Raw genomic sequence first — 22,335 nt, 5'->3', positions numbered from 1 at the left:
TGGCGCGGGTCAGACCTGGGCGGGGGTGGTGTACCAGACCGCGGTGTCGACCGGGAGGGCCGCGCCGTCGAAGGGCTGGCTCTGCAGGATGACCGTCGCGTCGGCGGGCAGCTCGATCGGCTCGGCGCCGAGATTCGCGACCACGTGCACGTCTCCGCGCCGGAAGGCCACCGCGTCAGCGCCGGCATCCTCCCACACCAGCGAGCCGGCGCCGAAGCCGTGCTCGCGACGGGCGGCCAGCAGACGCTTGTACAGCGCGAGGGTCGACGCGGGGTCGACCTCCTCGACATCGCGGGCGTATGTCGCCCACTCCGCCGGCTGCGGGAGCCACGAGAGTCCGGTCTCGTTGAAGCCGAAGGCCGGAGCATCCGCCTCCCACGGCAGCGGGACGCGGCAGCCGTCACGGCCGTAGCGCTCGCCGTTCGTGCGGTACCAGGTCGGGTCCTGACGGAACTCGTCCGGGATCTCCATGGCCTCCGGGAGTCCGAGCTCCTCGCCCTGGTACAGGTACGACGATCCGGGGAGCGCGAGCATCAGGGTCGTGGCGGCGCGGGCACGGGCCAGGCCGGTCGCGGTGTCGGGCTTGTGCGGGGTGTTCGGCCCGATGCCCTCGCCCTGCGGGTTGTCGGCCGTGAGTGCGAGGCGCGATGCGTGGCGCACGACGTCGTGGTTCGACAGCACCCACGTGCTGGGCGCGCCCACCGCGCCGAACTCGTCGAGCGACTCGCGGATGACGTCGCCGAGCCGCTGGGCATCCCACGGCGTCATCAGGTACGGGAAGTTGAACGTCTGGTGCATCTCGTCCGGACGCACCCACAGGGCGGTCTGCTGCAGCGTCGGCATCCAGGCCTCGCCGCACAGGGCGCGGTCGCCGTCGTACTCCGCCAGCACCTTGTGCCAGTCGCGGTAGATCTCGTGAACGCCGTCCTGACCCCAGTACGGCACGTTCGACTCGCCGCCGCCCATCGAGTCGGCATCCGTCGGCGGGGTGTAGTCGGGCAGGCCCTCGGTCTTGATCATGCCGTGGGCCACGTCGACCCGGAATCCGTCGACGCCGCGGTCGAGCCAGAAGCGCAGGATCGAGCGGAACTCCTCCTGCACCTCCTCGTTGTTCCAGTCGAAGTCGGGCTGCGTCGCATCGAAGATGTGCAGGTACCACTGGCCGGGGGTGCCGTCGGCCTCGGTCACGCGCTGCCACATGCCACCGCCGAACACCGACTCCCAGTTGTTCGGGGGCAGTTCGCCGTTCTCGCCCTTGCCGTCGCGGAAGATGTAGCGCGCGCGCTCCGGGCTGCCGGGGGCGGCCTTGAGCGCCTCCTGGAACCAGACGTGCTGGTCGGAGGAGTGGTTGGGCACCAGGTCGACGATCACCCGGATGTCGCGGGCGTGGGCCTGCGCGAGCATCTCGTCGAAGTCGGCGAGCGTGCCGAACAGCGGGTCCACGTCGCGGTAGTCGGCCACGTCGTAGCCGGCATCGCGCTGCGGACTGGTCATGAACGGACTCAGCCAGATCGCGTCGACGCCGAGATCCTGCAGCGCGTCCAGACGGCTGGTGATGCCCGGGAGGTCGCCGATGCCGTCGCCGGAGGCGTCCGCGAAGGAGCGGGGGTAGATCTGATAGATGACGGCGCTGCGCCACCACTCGGAACCGGGGGCTGCGTTCTGCTCAAGCTGTGCCATGCGAAACAGGTTACTGCAAACGCTTACACTCCCGCCAGGGAAGGCATCGAATCGGTTCGGCGTCCCGTCGCGGTGCGTTCGCGGTGAGGTGACCCCGTCGACCTCCTCCCCGCGCCGTCGCGTCGCGGGAGTAGGGTGGCGGCAACCGACGAGTGGAGGCTGTCATGGTTCCCGAGATCAATTACTGGGCGGTCCTCCTGGCCACCGCGTCGAGCATGCTCGTGGGGTCGGTCTGGTACGCGCCCAAGGTGTTCGGCACGCGATGGGCGAAGCTCGCGGACGTCGACATGGATCGCCCGGCCGCGACGGCTGCATGGCCGATCATCACGACCGTGATCGTCAGCTTCATCACGGCATGGGTGCTCGCCGGAGCATCCGCCATCGCCTGGCACTTCTACGGTGGGTCGTTCTTCTGGGGCGCCGTCGTCACGGCGGTGACGCTGTGGGCGGGGTTCACGGCCGCCCGTTTCATCACGCACGACGCGTTCGAAGGCCGCTCGACCAGACTGACCACCCTCAACATCGCGCACGAGCTGGTGACGGTCGTGGTGATGGCCGTGCTGATCGGAGTGTGGCCGCCGGCACTGGTCTAGGTCGTTCGGGGTCGTCGAAGGAGCGCCGACGACCCCGCGTGCTCACGGCGTCGGCATGCCGCCGTTGACGTTCAGCGTCTCGCCGGCGACATAGCTCGACTCGGCCGATGCCAGGAAGACGTAGGCGGGGGCGAGTTCGGCGGGCTGCCCCATGCGGCCGAGCGGGGTGTCTTCGCCGAAGCTCTCGAGCTTCTCCTGCGGCTGGCCGTCGCTGGGCTGCAGCGGGGTCCAGATCGGGCCGGGTGCCACGGCGTTCACGCGGATGCCCTTCGGAGCGAGCTGCTCGGCCAGTCCCTTGGTGAACGCGTTGATGGTCGCCTTGGTCGCGGCGTAGTCGACGAGGATGCCCGAGGGCGAGTACGCCTGGATCGACGTGGTGTTGATGATCGTCGACCCGGCGGGCAGGTGCGGCAGCGCCGCCTTCGTGATCCAGAACATCGCATACACGTTGGTCTTGAACGTGTCGTCGAACTGCTCGTCCGTGATGTCGATCAGCGACTCCTGGTAGACCTGCTTCCCGCCGTTGTTGACGAGGATGTCGAGGCCGCCGAGGGCCGCCACCGCATCGGCGACGAGGGTGCGGCAATACTCGGGGTCGCGGAGGTCGCCGGGGAGAGCGGCGACCTTCACGCCGGCGTCGCGCAGGATGTCGGCGATGCGGCTCGCATCCTTCTCCTCCTCGGGCAGATACGAGATCGCCACGTCGGCGCCCTCGCGGGCGAACGCGATCGCCGTGGCCGCACCGATACCGGAGTCACCGCCGGTGATCAGCGCCTTGCGTCCGGTCAGGCGTCCGGTGCCCCGGTAGCTCTCCTCGCCGAGGTCGGCCTTCGGGGTCAGGTCGGCGTCGAAGCCGGGCTCCGGCATGTGCTGCTTCTCGGGCTCGATGTCGGCATAGAGCTCGGCGGGGTTGGTGAAGGTGTACTGGTCGCGCGTCATGATGCGTCCTTCCTCGTCTGCGGATCGTCCCGCCGTCCGCGACCGCGTGCGAGACGCGGCGCGGGTCCGGGGTGACGAGTGGACTCCCAGCGTGCGGGTCGACGCCCGTCGAGGCAAAAGCCTTGCGCCGGACGGGCCTGGTTGCTACGCGGACGTCGCGGCGCAACCCTCACCGCAGAACTAGACCTTCGCCACTTCTGCGGGCGTCCCCGGTATGCGAATGTTCCTATCGTGGCCGTCCGGCCGCCCACGAACTGTCCGGGTCGTGGTCCTGCCAGAGGGGTTCCGATGCCCGATTCGTCGCGCCGAAGGGTGCCGTCGGTGATCGCCGCTGCGCTCGTCGCCGCGGTGCTCGCTGCCGCCGCGCCGGCCGTGTCGGGGGCCTTCGCTGCCGCTGACGGTGCGCCCTCCGACGCCGCGACGGATCCGTCTGTGTCTGTCGCCCTGGCGTACGAGTTCCTCGACGCGCGCGTGGACGAGTTCTGCGACGGCGCCGGTCGCTGCCTGCCGCGCAGTTACGAGGGCGGGTTCTTCACGACCCCGAGCTGGGACTTCACTCCCTCGTTCGTCTACGACGACGCTCTGGTCGCGATCGCCTACACCGCCCGAGGTCTGCCCGACGACCTCCGCCGCGCGCGAGCGATCGGCGACGCCCTCCTCTTCGTGCAGCAGAACGACCCGATCGGCGACGGTCGCACCCGCGCATCGTACGAGCCGCACGGCATCCGGCAGGGGCGAGTGGAGATCACCGGACCCGGCACGTTCACCGGCAACCAGGCGTGGGTCGGCTTGGCCCTCGCTCGGCTCGCGCACGCGACCGGTGACCCTCGATATCTGGACGGCGCCGTCCGCGTCGGTCAGTGGATCCAGGCCAACACGGCCGACATGGACCGAGCGCCTTTCGGCTACACCGGTGGTCAGCTCGAGGACGGCACCTCGCTCACGTGGAAGTCCACCGAGCACAACGCCGACATCACGGGATTCTTCACGCAGCTGGCGCAGCTCACCGGGGATGCCGTGTGGACCGAGCGGGCGGCGGTGGCCGCGGGGTTCGTGGCAGCCATGCAGAGCGCGGACGGCCACGTGAACACCGGGACGGCCCTCGACGGCTCGACGATCAACACCCGTCCCATCCCGCTGGACGGCCAGACGTGGAGTGCGCTCGCGACGGGAGACCCGCGGTACGGTGCGGCGCTCGATTGGACGCTCGGAAGCCTCATGGCGTCGGATGGCCCGTACACGGGGCCGTCGATCAGCGAGGTCGACGTGTCGAAGGTGTGGTTCGAGGGCAGCGGTCACCTGGCTCTGGCGCTGCGACTCCGCGGCGGAGTCGGCGACGACGACCGGGTCGAGTCCCTGCTGCGCAGCATCCGTCTGGCGCAGCGCGACGCTCCGAACGGCGACGGCAAGGGCATCGTCGCCACCTCGAACGACGGCCTCGACTCCGGCTTCGGCGACCTGTACTACGCGAGCCTGCACACCGGCGCGACCGCGTGGTACCTGCTGGCCGCGTCGGGGACGAACCCGTTCATGCTTCCTGCTGGCTGAGCGGGGCTACGCGGCGACGCGGGCGACGGCGGCGATCGCGCTCGTGAAGAAGTCGAGTCCGTCGACACCGCTGCGCATGGCGGCCGAGGTGTCGGGGCCGAAGCCGGGCTCCGTGGCGTGCTCGGGGTGCGGCATGAGTCCCACCACGTTGCCCGCCTCGTTCGTGAGACCGGCGATGTCGCGGAGCGATCCGTTCGGGTTGACCCCGGCATAGCGGAAGGCCACGAGCCCCTCGCCCTCGATGCGGTCGAGGGTCTGCTCGTCGGCGATGTAGCCGCCGTCGGCGTTCTTCAGCGGGATCACGATCTCCTGGCCGGTGCGGAACGCGTTGGTCCAGGCGGTGTCGGAGTTCTCGACCGTGAGCTTCTGGTCGCGACGGACGAAGTGCTGGTGGTTGTTGCGGATCAGTCCGCCGGGAAGCAGGTGCGCCTCGACCAGCATCTGGAACCCGTTGCAGATGCCGAGCACGGGCATGCCCTTGGCGGCGGCATCCTTGACCTCGGCCATGATCGGCGAGAGCGCGGCGATCGCACCCGCACGGAGGTAGTCGCCGTAGCTGAAGCCTCCGGGGAGGACCAGGGCGTCGACACCCTCGAGGTCGTGCGATCCGTGCCACAGTTCGACCGGCTCGGCACCGGCGATGCGGACGGCGCGCTGCGCGTCACGGTCGTCGAGCGAACCCGGGAAGGTGATGACGCCGATGCGGACGGTCACTCCGCGACCTCGATGCCGACGACGTCTTCGATCACGGAGTTGGAGAGCACCTCGTCGGCGATGCGCTTGGCCTCGGCGAGAACCTCGTCGGTGACCTCGCCCTCGACGGTGAGCTCGAAGCGCTTGCCGATGCGGACGTCGCTGAAGCCCTCGACGCCCAGACGTGCGAAGGCGCCGGAGACGGCCTTCCCCTGCGGGTCGAGCAGTTCGGGCTTGGGCATGACGTCGACGACGATGGTGGGCATGACGGCTCCAAGAGTCGCGGGCGGACGGGCGCCTTCAGTCTACCGCCCCGGGGCGAGTCCCTTACGCGGAGTGGAAGACGGTGTGCAGGTCGCCGACGGTGTCGCGGCCGCCGAGGCCGTCGATCTCGAACAGCACCGAGATGCCGATGACGTGGCTGCCCAGGCCCTCGACGAGTTCGCGACCTGCTGCCAGAGTGCCGCCCGTGGCGAGCACGTCGTCGATGAGCAGGACGCGGGAGCCGACCGGCAGGTCGTCGTGCATCTCGATCGTCGCGGTGCCGTACTCGAGGGCGTAGTCGACGGATGCTGCGGGGCGAGGGAGCTTGCCCGCCTTGCGGATCGGGATGAGCCCGACGCCCGCGGCGATGGCGGCGGCGCTGGCGAGGATGAACCCGCGCGCCTCGATGCCGGCGATCACGTCGAACTGGCCGGCGAAGGGCTCGATGATCGCCTCGGTCGTGACGCGCAGAGCTTCGGCGTCGGCGAGCAGCGGCGTGATGTCACGGAAGATGATGCCCGGCTGCGGATAGTCCGGCACATTGCGGATCAGGGCTTCGGCGCGGACGAGGGCAGGGGAGAGCGTGGCTTCGGGCACCGGACAAGGGTACGCCGGTCGGCCAGGGTTGACGATTCACCGACGCGGTGACGATCCGCGGACGATGTCCCGGCCGCTGTTCAGCGGATCGTCGTGGCATCGGCGATCCGTCGCCGACCGGGCTGGCTTGACACCATGGGAGCGCTCCCATACAGTGGCTACTCAGTTCGTGGGAGCGCTCCCACGAAGTCCCGATGCAGCAACACCGCACGACCACCACAAAGGAGTGAACTGTGAACACACGTGCCCGCCACCGGATCCTCGCGATCGCCGCCGTGGCATCCGTCTCCGCCCTCGCCCTCGCCGGCTGTTCCGGAAACACCGGCGACGCCGACGGAGGCAGCGCCGACGAAGAGGTCACACTGACCGTCACCACCTTCGGCACCTTCGGCTACGAGGACCTCTACAAGGAATACGAGAAGGCGCACCCGAACGTGAAGATCGAGGCGACCAACATCGACACGGGTGGCAACGCCCGCACCGATGCCTTCACCAAGATCGCCGCCGGTTCCGGCCTCAGCGACGTCGTCGCGATCGAGGAGGGCTGGCTCGGAGCGATCATGGACGTCTCCGACACCTTCGTCGACCTGCGCGACTACGGCATCGAGGACCGCAAGGACGACTGGGTCGACTGGAAGTACGGCCAGGCCACCGATGCCGAGGGCCGCGTCATCGGCTACGGCACCGACATCGGCCCGAGCGGCATCTGCTACAACGGCGCCGCGTTCGAGGCCGCCGGTCTCCCGAGCGACCGCGAGTCCGTCGCCGAGCTCCTCAACGGCGACTGGGAGAACTACTTCAAGGTCGGCGCCGACTACACGGCCAAGACCGGCAAGGCCTGGTACGACCACTCCGGGTTCGTGTGGAACGCCATGGTCAACCAGCTCGACGAGGGCTACTACACCGCTGACGGCGAACTGAACGTCGAGGGCAACGACGAGCTCCAGGAGCGCTTCGAGCTGCTGGGCGCCGCGACGGAGGGCGGCCAGTCCGCCGCGCAGACCGCCTGGGACTGGAACGGCGGCAAGTCGTTCGTCGACGGCACCTTCGCGACCTTCGTGTGCCCCGGCTGGATGCTCGGCGTCGTGCAGGGTCAGGTCGAGGCCGGCGGCGGCGACGCGTCGACCGGATGGGACTTCGCCGACGTGTTCCCCGGAGGCGCGGCGAACTGGGGTGGCGCGTTCCTCTCGATCCCCGAGTCCTCGGAGCACAAGGAGGCCGCGGCGGAGCTCGCCGACTGGCTGACGCAGCCCGAGCAGCAGGTGAAGCAGTCCGCTGCAGCGGGCAACTTCCCCTCGACCATCAAGGCGCAGGAGTCCCTCGCCGAGGAGGCCACGCCCAACGAGTTCTTCAACGACGCGCCGACCGGTGCGATCCTCGCCGAGCGTGCCAAGGGCGTCGTCGCGCAGTTCAAGGGCGCGGACGACTCGGTGATCCAGGAGAACGTCTTCGGTCCGGCTCTCAGCAGCCTCGACCGCGGCGAGACCGACACCAAGGGCGCCTGGGACCAGGCCATCGGCCTGCTGAACGATCTCGTCGGCTGACCAGGGTCGGCTGACTCCCTCCTCTCGTCGCAGTCTCTGTCGCCTCCGCGTGCGGTCGGCGACAGGGACTGCGACGGGAACCCTCGGATCCCGGGACAAGGAAACGCACATGACTCTCACCGCCCCGCCTGCGCAGCAGCATGCCGCGGCATCCGCGACCGAGGATGCTCCGCCGAAGCGCTCCTGGCGCCACCGCGTCTCGCGGTTCGACCAGAACGCGTCGCCGTACTTCTACATCTCGCCGTTCTTCCTGTTGTTCGGACTCGTCGGCCTGTTCCCGCTGCTCTACACCGTGTGGGTCGCGGTGCACGAGTGGGACCTGCTCAAGGGTGAGGGCGACTTCGTCGGATTCGGCAACTTCGCCGAGATCCTGGGCGACGCGATGTTCTGGAACTCCATCGGCAACACCCTGAGCATCTTCCTGCTCTCGGCGATCCCGCAGCTCGCGGTCGCGCTCGTGATCGCCTACCTCCTCGACCGCGGTCTGCGCGCCCCGACCTTCTGGCGCATGAGCGTGCTGATCCCGTTCGTGGTCACCCCGGTCGCGGTCGCCATCATCTTCTCGAGCATCTTCAACGAGGCCGACGGTCTCGCCAACAACCTGCTCAACCTCATCGGCATCGCCGACCAGGAGTGGAAGCACAACACCGCCCTGTCGCACATCGCGATCGCGGTCATGGTCAACTTCCGCTGGACCGGCTACAACGCCCTCATCCTGCTGGCCGCGATGCAGGCCGTGCCGCGCGACCTCTACGAGTCCGCCGCCCTCGACGGGGCAGGGGCCGCCCGCCGGTTCTTCTCCATCACGATCCCGACGATCCGTCCGACCCTGATCTTCGTGATCATCACCGCGACCATCGGTGGCCTGCAGATCTTCGCCGAGCCGCGCCTGTTCGACGTGTCGACCGCTGGCGGCATCGGAGGCAGCGACCGTCAGTTCCAGACCACGGTGCTGTTCCTGTGGGAGCTCGCGTTCTTCCGGCGGGACCTCGGAGAGGCATCCGCCGTCGCGATCCTGCTGTTCCTGCTGATCGTGGGGATCGGCGTGATCAACTTCCTCATCTCCCGGCGCATCTCCACCGGAGACGCCCCCAAGAACCGCGCGGCTCGTCGCCGCGCTCGCACCGCCGACACCGCGGCCGCCGCCGCCGCTGCCGGCACGACGATCGCCACCACGACCGAGGAGAACGCGCGATGACCGCCACGCAGGCGCTGAGCGTCCCCGAGAAGATCCGCCGTCGGCGCGGAACGTCGTCCGGCACCGCCGGCATCGGCAGCCGCCCCGGGTTCCTCACCTACGGACTGCTGGCCGCGTTCATCATCGGCAGCGTGTATCCGCTGTGGTGGTCGGTCGTGGTGGCCAGCGGCACGAACGCCACCCGCGGGGAGACGCTGCCCCTGATCCCCGGCGGGAACTTCCTCGCCAACGCGGCCCAGGTGTTCGATGCGATCCCCTTCTGGCTCGCCCTCGGCAACTCCTTCCTGATCTCGGGCATCATCACGATCTCGGTGGTCACGTTCTCGACGCTCGCGGGCTACGCGTTCGCCAAGCTGCGGTTCAAGGGACGCGACGGTCTCATGGTCTTCGTGATCGCTACCATGGCCATCCCGACGCAGCTGGGCATCATCCCGCTGTTCATGCTGATGCGCGAGTTCGGCTGGACCGGTTCGATCGGAGCCGTCATCGTGCCGACACTCGTCACGGCGTTCGGCGTCTTCTTCATGCGGCAGTACCTGGTCGACGTGATCCCGGACGAGCTGATCGAGGCGGCGCGCATGGACGGGGCCAACCAGTTCCGCACGTTCCTCACGGTCGGGCTCCCCGCCGCGCGACCGGCCATGGCGATCCTCGGTCTCTTCACGTTCATGACGGCGTGGACCGACTACCTGTGGCCGCTGATCGTGCTCTCGCCCCAGAACCCGACACTGCAGACGGCCCTCAGCCAACTCCAGTCCGGGTACTACATCGACTACTCGATCGTGCTCGCCGGAGCGGTGCTCGCGACCCTTCCCCTGCTCGTGCTCTTCGTGGTCGCGGGCCGGCAGCTGGTCAGTGGCATCATGGCGGGCGCGGTGAAAGGATGACCCCTATGACCCGCTCCTTCCCCGAGAACTTCCTCTTCGGCGCCGCGACGGCCGCCTATCAGATCGAGGGTGCGGCGTTCGAAGACGGCCGCACGGCATCGATCTGGGACGCGTTCTGCCGGGTGCCCGGCGCCGTGATCGGCGGGGACGACGGCGATGTCGCCTGCGATCACTATCACCGATACCCGCAGGACGTCGCGCTCATGAAAGAGCTCGGGCTGCAGACGTACCGCTTCTCGACCTCGTGGTCGCGCGTGCGACCGGACGGGGGAGCGGTCAACCCGGCCGGCGTCGACTTCTACGAGCGCCTGGTCGACGAACTCCTCGCCGCCGACATCCTGCCCTGGCTCACCCTGTACCACTGGGACATGCCACAGGCGCTGCAGGATGCCGGTGGCTGGACGAACCGCGACACGGTCGACCGGTTCCTCGAGTACGCGGGCACCATGCACGACGCGCTCGGCGACCGCGTGAACGTGTGGACCACGCTGAACGAGCCGTGGTGCTCGTCGTTCCTGTCCTACACGGGTGGTGAGCATGCGCCGGGGCACACCAGCATCGCGGAGGGACTGCTCGCCTCGCACCATCTGCTGCTCGCGCACGGGAAGACCGTGCAGGAGCTGCGCGGGCGCGATGCCTCGCTCAACCTCGGGATCACGCTGAACCACACGGTGGCCGACCCCGCCGACCCGCAGAAGCCGGCCGACGTCGACGCCGCCCGTCGCGTGGACGGGCAGTTCAACCGGTGGTTCCTCGACCCGATCTACCGCGGCGGCTACCCGGTCGACATCGTGGAGGACATCCGCGCGGTGGATGCCGACGCCGTCGCGCAGTTCGAGGCCGCCGTGCACGACGGCGACCTGGAGACGATCTCGCAGCACATCGACACCCAGGGCGTGAACTACTACCACGGCGACCTCGTGTCCGGCACGCCGCCGATCGCGTCTCCCGTGCCGGGAGGGCCCGCCACCGAGCGCCCGGTCCGCAGCCCCTATCCGTCGAGCGCCGGCGTCCACGCGGTCGAGCGAGGGCTCCCGCGCACGGCGCAGAACTGGGAGGTGCAGCCCGAGGGGCTCACCCGCCTGCTGCAGCGCGTCTGGACCGAGTACGCCGAACCGGCAGGCACCGTGCTCTACATGACCGAGAACGGTGCGGCGTATGACGACGTCGTGGTGGTCGAGGACGGCGAGACGCGGGTGCACGACGCCGACCGCACCGACTTCCTGCGACTGCACCTCGGAGCGGTGCTCGACGCCGCAGAGGCGGGTGTCGACGTGCGCGGCTACTTCTACTGGTCGCTCTTCGACAACTTCGAGTGGGCCTGGGGCTACGACAAGCGCTTCGGCATCGTGCGGGTCGACTACGACACCCAGGAGCGGACCGTGAAGGATTCGGGCCGCGAGTACGCGCGTGTCATCTCCACCAGGGCGCTCTAGGGGCGACGCCGAGTCTCGGATCGCGTGAGCGGCGGCAGCCAGATGCCCCCGTTTGCGCGATTCGACACGAGATGCCCACCCGACCGGTGAGAATAGGGCGATGGAAGAGTGCGTACGCTGATGTCGCCCCGAGCGACCATCGAAGAGGTGGCATCCGCTGCCGGTGTCTCCCGGTCGACCGTGTCGCGGGTCGTGAACGGGTCGACGGCGGTGAGTCCGGAGGCGCTCGCCGCTGTGCGCGCGGCGATCGACGAGCTGAACTACGTGCCCAACAGGGCCGCCCGTTCCCTCGCGTCGCGACAGACTCATGCGATCGCGCTGATCGTCCCCGAAGACACGAACCGCTTCTTCGGAGACCCGTTCTTCGCCGCGATCGTCGCGGGGATCACGGGGGCGCTCGGAGGATCCGACTACCTGCTCAACCTGCTCATCGCCAGTGACGACCCCGGCGACAAGATGACCGGGTTCGTGCGCAACGGCGGTGTGGACGGCGCTCTGATCGTGTCGCATCACACGAGCGACGCCTTCATCGACCGGGTGGCCGACGCCGTGCCGGTCGTCTATGGCGGGCGGCCCGTGCGCCGGCGCGACGGCGACTACGTCGTCGATGTCGACAACGTGGCGGGCGCCCGCGAGGCGACTCGGCGGCTGATCGACATCGGTCGGACGCGGATCGCGACGATCTCGGGTCCCGTGACGATGGTCTCCTCCGGTGACCGCATCCAGGGCTTCCGCGCCGCGCTCGCGGATGCCGGGCTGACGCCGTTCGCGGAGGAGGAGGGCGACTACAGCGAGGCCAGTGGAGCGGATGCCATGCGACGCATCCTCGACGTCGGCCGCCCCGATGCGCTCTTCGTCGCCAGCGATCTCATGGCGAGGGGAGCGTTGACGGCCCTGCGCGCCGCGGGTGTGCGTGTGCCCGAGGACATCGCTCTGGTCGGCTTCGACGACTCCTCCGTCGCGGTCACCACCGATCCGCAGCTCACGACCATGCGCCAGCCGATGTACGCGCAGGGCGAGGCCATGGCCCGCATCCTGCTCTCGCGTCTCGCCGGCGAGGATCCGCCGCAGACGACCATCCTGCCGACGGAGCTCGTGGTCCGCGCCTCGGCCTGACGCGCCGGTCCCGGGACCGGATGGACACGGGCACGCCCCTGGCGCCCCCTCCGGGTCAGGGACGCACCCGTGCGTCTGGTTCGGCTGAGCGTGTCAGCCGAAGATCGATGCGGGCAGATCACCGCCGAAGAGGGAGAGGGCGGTGATGCCGGCCGAGATCAGCAGCACCGCGACGGTGCCGGCGACGGCGAGGAGGGAAATCCCGCGACCGCCGAGCCGCTGCCCGCGCAGTCCGACGGCGACACCGGCTCTCGCGGCGATCGCTCCGGCCGCGTCGTCGCGGTACAGCTCCGTGCGGGCGGCGAAGCGGCGATGGAACTCCTCTGCGAGCACGACCGTGGCGGCCATGGTCTCGGCCCGGTCGAAGCGGGTCTTCGCCGGAAGATACACGTACAGCCGATCGGACACGAGCTCGATCTCGGCGCCGGAGCCCAGGTCGAGCACGCGCGCCATCAGGTCGGGCGTGAAGATGTAGAGCGCGTCCTGCTGGTAGCCGTCCGGCACGATCAGGCGGAACGTCTTCGCGAAGTCTCCCTCGAGGTCCAGCCGTGCGGCACCGCGCCCGAGGCCCAGCGTCGGGATGATGCTGCGCGTGCGGTTGGCCAGCACGATATGCGGCACCGACGCGGGCAGCGGCAGCTCGACGAAGGCGAACGGCCGCTGGATCGTGGCACGCTGCTGTCCGCGCGACACGGAATGATGCAGGCCGAGCTCGAACGGCATCCGTTCGTCGTCGCACGCGACGACCGCGCGCTCCCGACCGTGCGCGACCCGGGCGAACGCGGCACCGGGGCGACGTGTGCGCTCGAGCACGTCGGCGTACGCCCATCCGTTCTGCCAGGCGAACGCGGCGACCTTCACGCGGCGGCCCACCCCCACGGCGTACCAGACGAATCCCCCCGCGGCGAGGACCGTGTACCCCACGACCACGACGCCGAGGATCGGCGCGACCGTGAGGATGTCGCCGCGTCCGAGGAACCACAGGCCGGTCAGCATCGCGGCGGCGAACAGCAGGACCGCGGTGAGGATGACCACGAACCGGCGATGCGGAGGGATCCCGCAGAGCCGTTCGTACGCGAGGATGTCGCGGAGCCCCGCGCCCCGTCGCAGCGGTTCCAGGTCTACGGCTACAGGCTCCATGGCAGCGTCGCCCAGGGGCCGTTGCGCTTCTCGGACATCGCGGCCTTGAAGTCGGACCATCCATCACCGAACTTCTCGAACGACTTCTCGTCGACGTTTCCGTCCGACCAGTGCATGACCCGACCGACGAGGTAGCTCAGCCCGAAGTCGGCCCAGGAGGTGAACGCGGGACGACCCTCCTCGTTGATGCGGTGGATGATCCCCCGGGCCTCCGCCACGTCGCCGTGACCCAGCGCGACGCCCCAGGTCGTCATCGCGACCGCCTGTCCGAGTGCGTAGCCGTCGAGCGTGCGCACGAACAGGTCGGGGGTGACGACATCCTTCCCGACGCGCTTGCGCACCTGCGCCTCGGAGTACTCGATCGAGGTCACGAAGGTGCGGGCGTCACGCTTGTCCCCGCCCTCCTGAACGATCGCGGCCAGCCATTCCTTCGCCTTCGGAGTGCGCCCGAGGCGCTCGGCGAGTTCCGCGCGTACCGCGAGGTACAGCATCCACACCTCGCGCCGACGACGGGCGCCCGTGAGCCGCTCGATGTTGGCCAGCCAGTCGCCACGCGTGTGCACTCCCCATTGCTCGACCAGCACCTTCTTCTCGCGATCGCCGAGGAGTGACGCCTTCGGGTCGTTCCAGAGGCCGGACGGGAGGTTCACGATCTGCAGGAAGCCGAGCGCGATCTCGTCGGCCTCGGCATCGGTCGTCGAGTACTCCGGCGCAGCCTTCACCTTCGCGTCGGGGAGGATCCAGATCACGAGGAAGAACAGGACCACGGCACCGACGACGGCCCAGGCCCACCACTGGCCGATGAGCCATTCGAAGATCGACGTGATGCTGTTGAAGTCGACGCTCGCGAAAGAGTGCATGGTGCTCCTGGAAGTGGGTGATGCGTCCGTTATTAGATTGAACGTACATTCAGTGAGTAATCTATACGTCAGGGGACCGATTCGGAAACACCGCAGCCGACGGATCTCAGGAGGTGGACGCCGCATGGCACGCACCGACGCGCAGAATCGCCTGGCCAGAGAACGGGCGCGGGAGAACATCCTGCAGGCCGCGATCGAGGTGTTCAGCGAGCGCGGCGTGTCCGGCGCAAGCATCGCCGAGATCACCTCCAGGGCGGGCGTCGCCCAGGGGCTCGTGAACTACCACTTCGGCGCGAAGGACCAGCTCGTCGGCGCCGTCATCGACCGGTGGTTCGAGACCGTGCTCAGCTTCGCCCGCGTCGAGGGCACGCCGGACGAGATGCTGGCCGCGGTCATCGACGGGGCGCTCACCGCGACCGCCTACGCGATCCCGCTGCAGCGCGCGGTGCTGGCGATGCAGCAGCAGCCCTCCACGCATCGGCTCTTCGCCGAGTCGGAGGCGCGTCACGAAGAGGCGGCGACGGCGGCCGAGGATGCCGTGCGCGACCTGTTCCGCGCGCGCGGCGCCGAAGACCCCGCCCTCGAGGAGGTCATGCTCCGCAGCACCCTCGAGGGTGTCTTCGTGAAGGCTGCGGTCTTCGGCGAGACCTATCCGTTGGAAGAGGCAAGGCGGTGGATGCATCGCCGCTACGGTCTGCCCGATCCGACGACGCCCATCGTGTCGCCGGCACCTCTGCGTGACGGTGAGCCTCGCCCGCGCGCGACCGCGGCGCTCTCTCCGTAACCGCAGAGCGAGGGCGGCTGAGGGTCGCAGCGCCTCAGGTCAGGTTCATGCGGGCGAACGCGCCGAGCACCACGCGCTCGGACTGCACGAGATACCTCTCGAGCTCGGTGGCACCTGCGTGCGGACCCCGGCTGAGGAAGGTGTCGAGCACGGCCCGGTTCTTGCGGACGAAGGGCTCGTGGAGCGAGCGAGGATCGTCGATCTTCAGGAAAGCCAGTCGCAACTCCGCCGCGACGTCGCGGTAGGTGCGCGCCAGACGGGGGCTGTCCGCCAGGTCGACGAGCGCGACGTGGAACGCCATGTTGGCGCTGCCGACCGCGCGCCAGGCGGACGCGTCGTCGTGGCCCGCCCCGGTACCGGCGGCCTCGGCGGTGTCGACGGCATCCTTCATCCGCTGGACCGCGGGGTGCTCGGGCTCCGACTCGCGCAGGGCCGTGCATTCGATCACCCGGCGCGCCCGGTAGATGTCGATCACGTCGGCGATGGCCGGCGACGCCACCGAGACTCCGCGGTGGGGGATGTGCTCGACCAGGCCCTGCTCGGCCAGGACGCGGAACGCTTCGCGGAGCGTGTTGCGCGACACGTCGAACTGCTCGGCGAGCGTCGACTCCGACAGGCGGGAGCCCGGGGCGAAGTCGCCGTCGATGATGCGCTGACGGAGCACGTCGGCGAGCATGCCCTGCTGGTTCATGCCTTCATCGTAGGTGCCGGAGGCGACAAGGATCATGAGAACGCAACCATGCTGTAGCACGATCGAAACATGATTGTTGAACAATCCTCTGTAATACGTTCTACACTGAGTGTCTATCGACACCCACCAACGACGATGGGAATCCCCCGCACATGTCCGATCAGTCCCCCGCATCCTTGTCGCCCGAAGATGAGACCCGCGTCGCCACCGCGAAGAGGCGCGCGGGCCGCAGCGCCGTCATCGGCGCGATCTTCCTCATGGCCACCAGCGCCATCGGCCCCGGCTTCATCACGCAGACCGCCACCTTCACCGCGCAGATGGGCGCCGCGTTCGCGTTCGCGATCCTCGTCTCGATCCTGATCGACATCGCGGTGCAGCTGAACGTGTGGCGCATGATCACCTCGTCGGGAAAGCGCGCGGGCGAACTCGCCAACAGCGCCATCCCCTTCTCCGGTCACGTGATCGCCGTCCTGGTCGTGATCGGCGGTCTGGCCTTCAACATCGGCAACATCGCCGGTGGCGGGCTGGGGCTCAACGCCCTGCTCGGCATCGACCCCAAGGTCGGTGGCGCCCTCACCGCCGGCCTCGCGATCATCATCTTCCTGATCAAGAAGGCCGGTCGGGTGATGGACGTCGTCCTCATCGTCCTGGGCATCGGGATGATCGTGATGACCCTGATCGTGGCCTTCGTCTCCCAGCCTCCGATCGGCGAGGCCTTGCGGCAGACGTTCCTGCCCGATGAGCTGAACTTCGCCACGATCACCACGATCGTCGGCGGCACCGTCGGCGGGTACATCACCTACTCCGGCGCACACCGATACCTCGACTCGGGCCACACCGGGCCCGAGCACGCCGGGTCCGTGATGCGCGCCGCCGCCAACGGCATCCTCGTCACCGGGATCATGCGTTACGTGCTGTTCCTCGCGATCCTCGGCGTCGTCGCCTCCGGTGTCGCGCTCGATCTGTCGGGCCAGGCGGCGAACCCCGCCGGTCAGGCGTTCGGCGCGGTGCTCGGCGACGCCGGGATGCGCATCTTCGGCGCCATCTTCTGGGCCGCGGCGATCAGCTCGGTCATCGGTGCCGCGTACACCTCGGCCACGTTCCTCTCGACCTTCACCGCGAAGCTCAAGGGCGGCTGGGCGCTGCAGCTCGCCACCGTCGCCTTCATCGTCGTGTCGCTCATCGTGTACCTCTCCATCGGCACGGCGCCGGCCGCCATCCTCGTCTTCGTCGGCGGGTTCAACGGGCTGATCCTGCCGATCGGCCTCACGGTGTTCATGTACATCGGCTGGTTCCGCCGCGACCTGCTCGGCACGAAGAGGTACCCGATGTGGCTGCTCGTCGCCGGTACGCTCGTGACGCTGCTCACCTGGTACATGGGTATCGTCTCGGTCGGCCCCATCTTCGCCTTCCTCGGAATCGGAGCGTGATCGCATGACATCCATCGACCTGAACTCGGATCTCGGCGAGAACGTCGCCGACCGGATCGTCAGCGACGATACGAGCATGCTGCGCATCGTCACGAGTGCGAACGTGTCGTGCGGGTTCCACGCGGGCAGCCCGGAGGGCATCCGCGAGACGCTCGCTGCGGCCGTGCAGGGCGGCGTCGTGATCGGCGCACACCCGGGCTACCGTGACTACGAGAACTTCGGTCGCACGAAGGTCGACATCGACTCGGCCACCCTTCAGGCGCATGTCGAGTATCAGCTCGGCGCTCTCCTGGGGCTCGCGTCCGCGGTCGGCGGACGGGTCTCGTACGTCAAGCCGCACGGTGCGCTGTACAACACGATCGCGCGGGACGAACGGCAGTCGAAGGACGTCGTGGCGGCGATCCGCGCGATCGACCCGAGCCTCGTACTGCTCGGTCTCGCGGGCGGTGTCGTGCTCGACGTCGCCGAGCGCGCCGGTCTCGCCGTCGCGGCGGAGGCCTTCGCGGATCGGGCATATCAGCCGGACGGTCAGCTCGTCTCGCGCACCGAGGCCGGCGCCGTGCTGCACGACCCCTCTGAGGTCGCGGAGCGCATGGTGCGCCTCGCGTCCGACGGCGTGATCCGCGCGATCGACGGCACCGACGTGCCCGTGGTCGCGCAGTCGATCTGCGTGCACGGAGACAGCCCCGGCTCGGTCGCCATGGCTGCGGAGACGAGGCGGATGCTGCAGGATGCGGGCATCACGATCGCACCGTTCGCAGGCGCGCGATGACGGTTCTCGCCACAGCCGAGCAGCTCGCCGACGCCCGCGCCGCCCGTGCCGCCATCAGGGCGGGGCGCGCCGAGCCGACCAGCGGGGTCGCCGTCGGACTCACCCAGGCGAACCTCATCGCCGTGCCGGCCGACTGGGCCTTCGAGACCCTGCTGTTCACGCAGCGCAACCCGAAACCCTGCCCCGTTCTCGAGGTCATCGAACAGGGCGATGTGGAGTCCCGGCTCGCGCCCGGCAGCGACATCCGCACCGACATCGGCCGGTACCGCATCTGGCGCGACGGCGAGCTGGCGGAGGAGGTCGACGATGCGATCGAGGCCTGGGCAGAGCACCCCGACCTCGTCGCGTTCCTCATCGGTTGCAGCTTCACGTTCGAATCGGGTCTCGTGCAGGCGGGGATCCCGATCCGCCACCAGGAGCTCGGGAGGAACGTGCCGATGTATCGCACGGCGGTCGCGTGCGTCCCGGCGGGGCGCCTGAGCGGTGAGATGGTCGTGTCGATGCGTCCCATCGCCGCGGATCGGGTGGCGGATGCCGTGCAGATCTCCGGACGCACTCCCGCGGTGCACGGCGCTCCCGTCCACATCGGCGACCCCGCGTCGCTCGGCATCGTCGACCTGGCGCACCCCGACTTCGGAGACGCCCCCGAGGTGCGCGAGGGCGAGGTGCCGGTGTTCTGGGCCTGCGGCGTCACGCCCCAGGCCGCGATCATGGCCTCGAAGCCGCCGTTCGCCATCACGCACGCCCCCGGGTACATGTTCATCACCGACGTCCCGGATGCGGAGTACATCGTCTGATGCGCATCCTCACGGCATCCGATCGCGCCCTGCTCGTCGAGGCCTCAGACCTCGATGAGGCCATGCGGCTGAACCTCGCCTGGCAGGACGTGCCCGGCGTCGTCGAGCGCATTCCCGGAGCCAGGACCGTACTGGTGCGCTTCGATCCCCTGCGGGTGTCGGCCCCGGAGCTGGCGGCGGTGCTGTCCTCGACGGAGGTCGACGCTGATCATCTGCCGGAGACCGGAGAGGTCGCCGTGCCCGTGCGCTACGACGGGGAAGACCTCGACGAGGCGGCGTCGCTGCTCGGCGTCTCGACGGAGGAGCTGGTGCGACGCCACCTCGCTGCCGACTGGAGGGTCGCGTTCTCGGGTTTCGCCCCCGGGTTCGGATACGTGGTGAGCAGCGACCCACTCTTCGATGTGCCGCGCCGATCGTCGCCGCGCACCCGTGTGCCCGCCGGCTCGGTCGCGCTGGCCGGACAGTTCACCGGGGTGTACCCGCGGGAGAGCCCTGGTGGCTGGCAGCTCATCGGCCGCACGGACGCCGTGATGTGGGATATCGACCGGACCCCTCCCGCATTGCTGTCACCCGGGACGACCGTGCGATTCGAACACGTGCGGGAGAGCGCCCGGCTCGGCGGGGACCGCGACGAGCCGCCGTCGGCTGCCTCGCGACCCGCCGACACGGATGCCGGCGCCCAGGGCCTCGACGCCCCCTCCGCCGTGGAGGTCGTCCGCCCCTCGCTGCAGCTTCTGGTGCAGGACGCCGGGCGCCCCGGCTACGCCTCGCTCGGAGTCTCGGCATCCGGAGCAGCCGACCGCCGAGCCCTGCGCGACGCCAACCGCGCGGTGGGAAACGCCGTCACCGCCGCAGTGTTGGAGAGCGTCGGGGGAGCGGTGCTGCGGTTCCGCGGTCCTGGTGTCGCCGCCGTCACCGGTGCCGTCGGCGCGATCACGCTGACCGAGGTGGACGGCGCCGCGCGTGCGATCACGCACGGAGAGCCCTTCGCCACGGTCGACGGTGACGAGCTGACCCTGGACCACCCTGACCGCGGGCTGCGCTATGTCATCGCGATCCGCGGCGGACTCGACGCGACGCCGGCGCTCGGCAGCCGCGCTGCGGACACTCTTGCAGGACTCGGGCCGATGCCCCTGGCGGCGGGCGCCGTGGTCCCGATCGGCGATGTCGCCCCGCACCCTGTCGCCCCCGATGCCCTGGCGCGGGAGCTTCCGCAACCCGGCGACGTCGTCGACCTCGAGATCACACTCGGCCCGCGCGACGACTGGTTCACACCGGCGGCGCTGGCGACTCTCACGGGCCAGGACTGGACCGTCACGCCGCGCTCGGATCGCGTCGGCATCCGCCTCGACGGAGATGTGCCCCTCGAGCGCTCCACCGGGGGCGAGCTGCCCAGCGAGGGCGCGGTCACCGGCGCGATCCAGGTGCCGCCCGACGGGCAGCCCGTCCTGTTCCTGCCCGACCACCCCCTCACGGGCGGCTATCCGATCATCGGCGCCCTCACCGACAGCAGCCTCGATCTCGCGGGCCAGCTGGCGCCGGGCGTGCGCGTCCGCTTCATCGTCAAGGAGACCTCATGACCAAGGTGCTGATCGCCAACCGCGGAGAGATCGCCGTGCGCGTCGTCCGCGCCTGTGCCGAGGCCGGGTACACCTCGGTCGCGGTGTACGCGGACCAGGACGTCGATGCCCTGCATGTGCGTCTGGCCGACGAGGCCGTGGGGCTCGGGGGCGACACCGCGGCGACGACGTACCTGTCGATCGACGCCCTGCTGACCGCCGCGCGGGAGTCCGGAGCGGACGCCGTGCACCCGGGGTACGGATTCCTCTCCGAGAGCGCGGCGTTCGCCCGGGCCGTCGAGGGTGCGGGGCTCGTGTGGATCGGCCCGACGCCCGACAGCATCGACGCACTCGGCGACAAGATGACGGCGCGCCGCATCGCGCAGCAGGTCGGGGCTCCGCTGGCTGCGGGTACCGACGAACCGCTCGCCGGCCCGGAGGAGGCCGTGGCCTTCGCGGAGCAGCACGGACTCCCGATCGCCATCAAGGCCGCTTTCGGCGGGGGCGGCCGCGGGTTGAAGGTCGTACGCGAGCTGGCGGAGGTCGCCGAGGCCTTCGACGCCGCGACGCGTGAGGCCATCGCGGCGTTCGGCCGCGGGGAGTGCTTCGTCGAGCGCTTCCTGGAGAGCCCGCGGCACATCGAGGTGCAGGTGCTCGGCGACGGTCGCGGCGGTGTCGTCGTCGTCGGCGACCGCGACTGCTCGATGCAGCGCCGCAACCAGAAGCTCATCGAAGAGGCCCCGGCCCCTGGGCTCTCGCCCGAGCAGCGGACGCGGTTCCACGAGGCGGCGCGGTCGATCTGCGGCGCGGTCGAGTATCGGGGCGCGGGGACGGTGGAGTTCCTGCTCGCGGCGGACGGCACGATCTCGTTCCTCGAGGTGAACACGCGACTCCAGGTCGAGCATCCGGTGACCGAGGCGGTGACCGGGACCGATCTGGTGCGCGAGCAGTTCCGGATCGCGTTCGGCGAGGGGCCGTCCTTCACCGAGACGCCCGAACCGCAGGGGCACGCCCTCGAGTTCCGCATCAACGCCGAGGACCCTGGCCGCGGCTTCCTGCCCAGCCCCGGTCGAGTCGAGAAGCTCCGGATCCCGGGCGGCCCCGGTGTGCGCTGGGACAGCGGCATCGATGAGGGCGACGTCGTCGAGCCGGCCTTCGACTCGATGATGGCCAAACTGATCGTGTACGCGGAGACGCGCGACGCCGCCCTGGTGCGTGCGAGACGGGCGCTGCGGGAACTCGTGGTGGAGGGCCCGGCGACCGTCATCCCGTTCGACCTGCGGGCGCTCGACGACCCGGCGTTCGCCACGGAGACCTTCGCGGTGCACACGCAGTGGATCGAGAGCGCCCTGCTGCCGAAGCTCGAGATGCAGCCGCGGTCGGCCGCCGTGGCGGACGCCGGATTGCAGCGGTTCCCCGTCGAGATCGACGGGCGACGCGTGATGCTCGGTCTGCCCGCGGCTCTCCTCGCCGGGCTCGGACGTCCGGCGGAACCCGCGGCGGAGCCATCCCTCGCCGATCCGACGGAACTGCGCTCGCCGGTGCCGGGGACCCTGGTGCGGTGGCTCGTCGACGACGGCGCCGAGGTGGCCGAGGGTGACCCGGTCGCCGTCCTCGACGCGATGAAGATGGAGACCACGGTGCCGGCGCATCGCGGGGGGACGCTGTCGCAGCGTGTCGAACTCTCGGCGTCGGTCGCCGCCGACGGGGTGCTCGCGGTCATCGCCTGAGCGCTCCGCCGCCGAACGCAGGGACCCCGGCTGCCTCATGAGAGGCGGCCGGGGTCCTGGTCGTTGTGCGGCGCGTC

At 69.6% G+C, this 22,335-nt stretch carries 21 protein-coding genes; 13 read left to right on the top strand and 8 right to left on the bottom strand.

What is annotated here, in order from left to right:
• Positions 1–9: 9 nt before the first annotated feature.
• Entirely contained in the window at positions 10–1,680 is a 1,671-nt protein-coding gene (locus AB0E56_RS00675) for a glycoside hydrolase family 13 protein (protein WP_359796189.1), read from the bottom strand.
• A 164-nt stretch (positions 1,681–1,844) separates the two neighbouring features.
• Between AB0E56_RS00675 and AB0E56_RS00670 the strand changes: the two genes are divergently transcribed.
• The gene (locus AB0E56_RS00670; RefSeq protein ID WP_359796188.1) at positions 1,845–2,273 is read left to right on the top strand and encodes a DUF1761 domain-containing protein; all 429 of its coding nucleotides are present in this window, start codon (positions 1,845–1,847) and stop codon (positions 2,271–2,273) included.
• A 42-nt stretch (positions 2,274–2,315) separates the two neighbouring features.
• Here AB0E56_RS00670 and AB0E56_RS00665 read toward each other — a convergent pair whose 3' ends face one another.
• Positions 2,316–3,212 carry an SDR family oxidoreductase gene (locus AB0E56_RS00665; protein WP_359796187.1) on the bottom strand — a complete coding sequence of 299 codons (897 nt, stop codon included), beginning with the start codon at positions 3,210–3,212 and terminating at the stop codon, positions 2,316–2,318.
• A gap of 288 nt (positions 3,213–3,500) precedes the next feature.
• On the opposite strand from AB0E56_RS00665, the gene AB0E56_RS00660 reads away from it, so the two are divergent.
• Positions 3,501–4,760, top strand: a complete 1,260-nt coding sequence (locus AB0E56_RS00660; protein ID WP_359796186.1) for a hypothetical protein — start codon at positions 3,501–3,503, stop codon at positions 4,758–4,760.
• A gap of 6 nt (positions 4,761–4,766) precedes the next feature.
• On the opposite strand, the gene purQ is transcribed toward AB0E56_RS00660, so the two are convergent.
• The 3 genes from purQ to AB0E56_RS00645 form a co-directional block, all read right to left on the bottom strand.
• Entirely contained in the window at positions 4,767–5,474 is a 708-nt protein-coding gene (gene purQ / locus AB0E56_RS00655) for a phosphoribosylformylglycinamidine synthase subunit PurQ (protein ID WP_359796185.1), read from the bottom strand.
• Positions 5,471–5,719: a phosphoribosylformylglycinamidine synthase subunit PurS gene (purS, locus tag AB0E56_RS00650; RefSeq protein ID WP_045256886.1), complete on the bottom strand. Its 249-nt coding sequence runs from the start codon at positions 5,717–5,719 to the stop codon at positions 5,471–5,473. Before purS ends, purQ begins: the two co-directional genes overlap by 4 nt.
• Before the next feature lie 61 nt (positions 5,720–5,780).
• Positions 5,781–6,314, bottom strand: coding sequence for an adenine phosphoribosyltransferase (locus tag AB0E56_RS00645; protein WP_359796184.1), 534 nt, complete (start codon positions 6,312–6,314; stop codon positions 5,781–5,783).
• A 233-nt stretch (positions 6,315–6,547) separates the two neighbouring features.
• On the opposite strand from AB0E56_RS00645, the gene AB0E56_RS00640 reads away from it, so the two are divergent.
• The 5 genes from AB0E56_RS00640 (at position 6,548) to AB0E56_RS00620 (ending at position 12,495) form a co-directional block, all read left to right on the top strand.
• Positions 6,548–7,858 (top strand): ABC transporter substrate-binding protein, encoded by a 1,311-nt coding sequence (locus AB0E56_RS00640; RefSeq protein WP_359796183.1) that lies wholly within the window; start codon positions 6,548–6,550, stop codon positions 7,856–7,858.
• 109 nt (positions 7,859–7,967) lie between these two features.
• Positions 7,968–9,056: a sugar ABC transporter permease gene (locus tag AB0E56_RS00635; RefSeq protein WP_359796182.1), complete on the top strand. Its 1,089-nt coding sequence runs from the start codon at positions 7,968–7,970 to the stop codon at positions 9,054–9,056.
• The gene (locus tag AB0E56_RS00630; protein WP_359796181.1) at positions 9,053–9,943 is read left to right on the top strand and encodes a carbohydrate ABC transporter permease; all 891 of its coding nucleotides are present in this window, start codon (positions 9,053–9,055) and stop codon (positions 9,941–9,943) included. The genes AB0E56_RS00635 and AB0E56_RS00630 overlap by 4 nt, the downstream gene beginning before the upstream one ends.
• A 5-nt stretch (positions 9,944–9,948) precedes the next feature.
• Positions 9,949–11,379, top strand: coding sequence for a family 1 glycosylhydrolase (locus tag AB0E56_RS00625; RefSeq protein WP_359796180.1), 1,431 nt, complete (start codon positions 9,949–9,951; stop codon positions 11,377–11,379).
• A 120-nt stretch (positions 11,380–11,499) separates the two neighbouring features.
• On the top strand, positions 11,500–12,495 hold the full coding sequence (locus AB0E56_RS00620) for a LacI family DNA-binding transcriptional regulator (protein WP_359796179.1): 996 nt from the start codon (positions 11,500–11,502) through the stop codon (positions 12,493–12,495).
• 93 nt (positions 12,496–12,588) lie between these two features.
• Here the strand turns inward: AB0E56_RS00620 and AB0E56_RS00615 are convergent, their stop codons facing one another.
• Both AB0E56_RS00615 and AB0E56_RS00610 read right to left on the bottom strand, forming a co-directional pair.
• The gene (locus tag AB0E56_RS00615; RefSeq protein ID WP_359796178.1) at positions 12,589–13,635 is read right to left on the bottom strand and encodes a hypothetical protein; all 1,047 of its coding nucleotides are present in this window, start codon (positions 13,633–13,635) and stop codon (positions 12,589–12,591) included.
• Positions 13,623–14,495 carry a DUF1266 domain-containing protein gene (locus AB0E56_RS00610; protein ID WP_359796177.1) on the bottom strand — a complete coding sequence of 291 codons (873 nt, stop codon included), beginning with the start codon at positions 14,493–14,495 and terminating at the stop codon, positions 13,623–13,625. The genes AB0E56_RS00615 and AB0E56_RS00610 overlap by 13 nt, the downstream gene beginning before the upstream one ends.
• A 124-nt stretch (positions 14,496–14,619) precedes the next feature.
• Between AB0E56_RS00610 and AB0E56_RS00605 the strand changes: the two genes are divergently transcribed.
• Positions 14,620–15,279 (top strand): TetR/AcrR family transcriptional regulator, encoded by a 660-nt coding sequence (locus AB0E56_RS00605; protein WP_359796176.1) that lies wholly within the window; start codon positions 14,620–14,622, stop codon positions 15,277–15,279.
• A gap of 34 nt (positions 15,280–15,313) precedes the next feature.
• Here AB0E56_RS00605 and AB0E56_RS00600 read toward each other — a convergent pair whose 3' ends face one another.
• A complete protein-coding gene (locus AB0E56_RS00600) occupies positions 15,314–15,970 on the bottom strand; it encodes a GntR family transcriptional regulator (RefSeq protein ID WP_359796175.1) in 657 nt (218 codons plus the stop codon).
• A gap of 152 nt (positions 15,971–16,122) precedes the next feature.
• Here AB0E56_RS00600 and AB0E56_RS00595 point away from each other — a divergent pair, with 152 nt between their 5' ends.
• From AB0E56_RS00595 to AB0E56_RS00575, 5 genes are read left to right on the top strand one after another with little or no spacing between them, the layout of a single operon-like run.
• Positions 16,123–17,400, top strand: a complete 1,278-nt coding sequence (locus AB0E56_RS00595; RefSeq protein WP_359796174.1) for an NRAMP family divalent metal transporter — start codon at positions 16,123–16,125, stop codon at positions 17,398–17,400.
• 4 nt (positions 17,401–17,404) lie between these two features.
• Positions 17,405–18,172 carry a 5-oxoprolinase subunit PxpA gene (locus AB0E56_RS00590; protein ID WP_359796173.1) on the top strand — a complete coding sequence of 256 codons (768 nt, stop codon included), beginning with the start codon at positions 17,405–17,407 and terminating at the stop codon, positions 18,170–18,172.
• Positions 18,169–18,969, top strand: a complete 801-nt coding sequence (locus AB0E56_RS00585; RefSeq protein WP_359796172.1) for a putative hydro-lyase — start codon at positions 18,169–18,171, stop codon at positions 18,967–18,969. The genes AB0E56_RS00590 and AB0E56_RS00585 overlap by 4 nt, the downstream gene beginning before the upstream one ends.
• A complete protein-coding gene (locus AB0E56_RS00580; RefSeq protein ID WP_359796171.1) occupies positions 18,969–20,549 on the top strand; it encodes an urea amidolyase family protein in 1,581 nt (526 codons plus the stop codon). The genes AB0E56_RS00585 and AB0E56_RS00580 overlap by 1 nt, the downstream gene beginning before the upstream one ends.
• Entirely contained in the window at positions 20,546–22,258 is a 1,713-nt protein-coding gene (locus tag AB0E56_RS00575; RefSeq protein WP_359796170.1) for a biotin carboxylase N-terminal domain-containing protein, read from the top strand. Before AB0E56_RS00580 ends, AB0E56_RS00575 begins: the two co-directional genes overlap by 4 nt.
• Positions 22,259–22,335 lie beyond the last annotated feature (77 nt).

Source organism: Microbacterium sp. NPDC028030, assembly GCF_040637855.1.
Taxonomy (GTDB): Bacteria; Actinomycetota; Actinomycetes; order Actinomycetales; family Microbacteriaceae; genus Microbacterium.
This window is presented reverse-complemented; position numbering and strand designations above follow the sequence as displayed.

Bases quoted from the DNA above. Each gene is read 5' to 3' on its own strand.
- AB0E56_RS00675 (WP_359796189.1), bottom strand. From the start codon at position 1,680: ATGGCACAGCTTGAGCAGAACGCAGCCCCCGGTTCCGAGTGGTGGCGC.
- AB0E56_RS00670 (WP_359796188.1), top strand. From the start codon at position 1,845: ATGGTTCCCGAGATCAATTACTGGGCGGTCCTCCTGGCCACCGCGTCG.
- AB0E56_RS00665 (WP_359796187.1), bottom strand. From the start codon at position 3,212: ATGACGCGCGACCAGTACACCTTCACCAACCCCGCCGAGCTCTATGCC.
- AB0E56_RS00660 (WP_359796186.1), top strand. From the start codon at position 3,501: ATGCCCGATTCGTCGCGCCGAAGGGTGCCGTCGGTGATCGCCGCTGCG.
- purS (WP_045256886.1), bottom strand. From the start codon at position 5,719: ATGCCCACCATCGTCGTCGACGTCATGCCCAAGCCCGAACTGCTCGAC.
- AB0E56_RS00635 (WP_359796182.1), top strand. From the start codon at position 7,968: ATGACTCTCACCGCCCCGCCTGCGCAGCAGCATGCCGCGGCATCCGCG.
- AB0E56_RS00630 (WP_359796181.1), top strand. From the start codon at position 9,053: ATGACCGCCACGCAGGCGCTGAGCGTCCCCGAGAAGATCCGCCGTCGG.
- AB0E56_RS00625 (WP_359796180.1), top strand. From the start codon at position 9,949: ATGACCCGCTCCTTCCCCGAGAACTTCCTCTTCGGCGCCGCGACGGCC.
- AB0E56_RS00620 (WP_359796179.1), top strand. From the start codon at position 11,500: ATGTCGCCCCGAGCGACCATCGAAGAGGTGGCATCCGCTGCCGGTGTC.
- AB0E56_RS00615 (WP_359796178.1), bottom strand. From the start codon at position 13,635: ATGGAGCCTGTAGCCGTAGACCTGGAACCGCTGCGACGGGGCGCGGGG.
- AB0E56_RS00610 (WP_359796177.1), bottom strand. From the start codon at position 14,495: ATGCACTCTTTCGCGAGCGTCGACTTCAACAGCATCACGTCGATCTTC.
- AB0E56_RS00605 (WP_359796176.1), top strand. From the start codon at position 14,620: ATGGCACGCACCGACGCGCAGAATCGCCTGGCCAGAGAACGGGCGCGG.
- AB0E56_RS00600 (WP_359796175.1), bottom strand. From the start codon at position 15,970: ATGAACCAGCAGGGCATGCTCGCCGACGTGCTCCGTCAGCGCATCATC.
- AB0E56_RS00595 (WP_359796174.1), top strand. From the start codon at position 16,123: ATGTCCGATCAGTCCCCCGCATCCTTGTCGCCCGAAGATGAGACCCGC.
- AB0E56_RS00590 (WP_359796173.1), top strand. From the start codon at position 17,405: ATGACATCCATCGACCTGAACTCGGATCTCGGCGAGAACGTCGCCGAC.
- AB0E56_RS00585 (WP_359796172.1), top strand. From the start codon at position 18,169: ATGACGGTTCTCGCCACAGCCGAGCAGCTCGCCGACGCCCGCGCCGCC.
- AB0E56_RS00580 (WP_359796171.1), top strand. From the start codon at position 18,969: ATGCGCATCCTCACGGCATCCGATCGCGCCCTGCTCGTCGAGGCCTCA.
- AB0E56_RS00575 (WP_359796170.1), top strand. From the start codon at position 20,546: ATGACCAAGGTGCTGATCGCCAACCGCGGAGAGATCGCCGTGCGCGTC.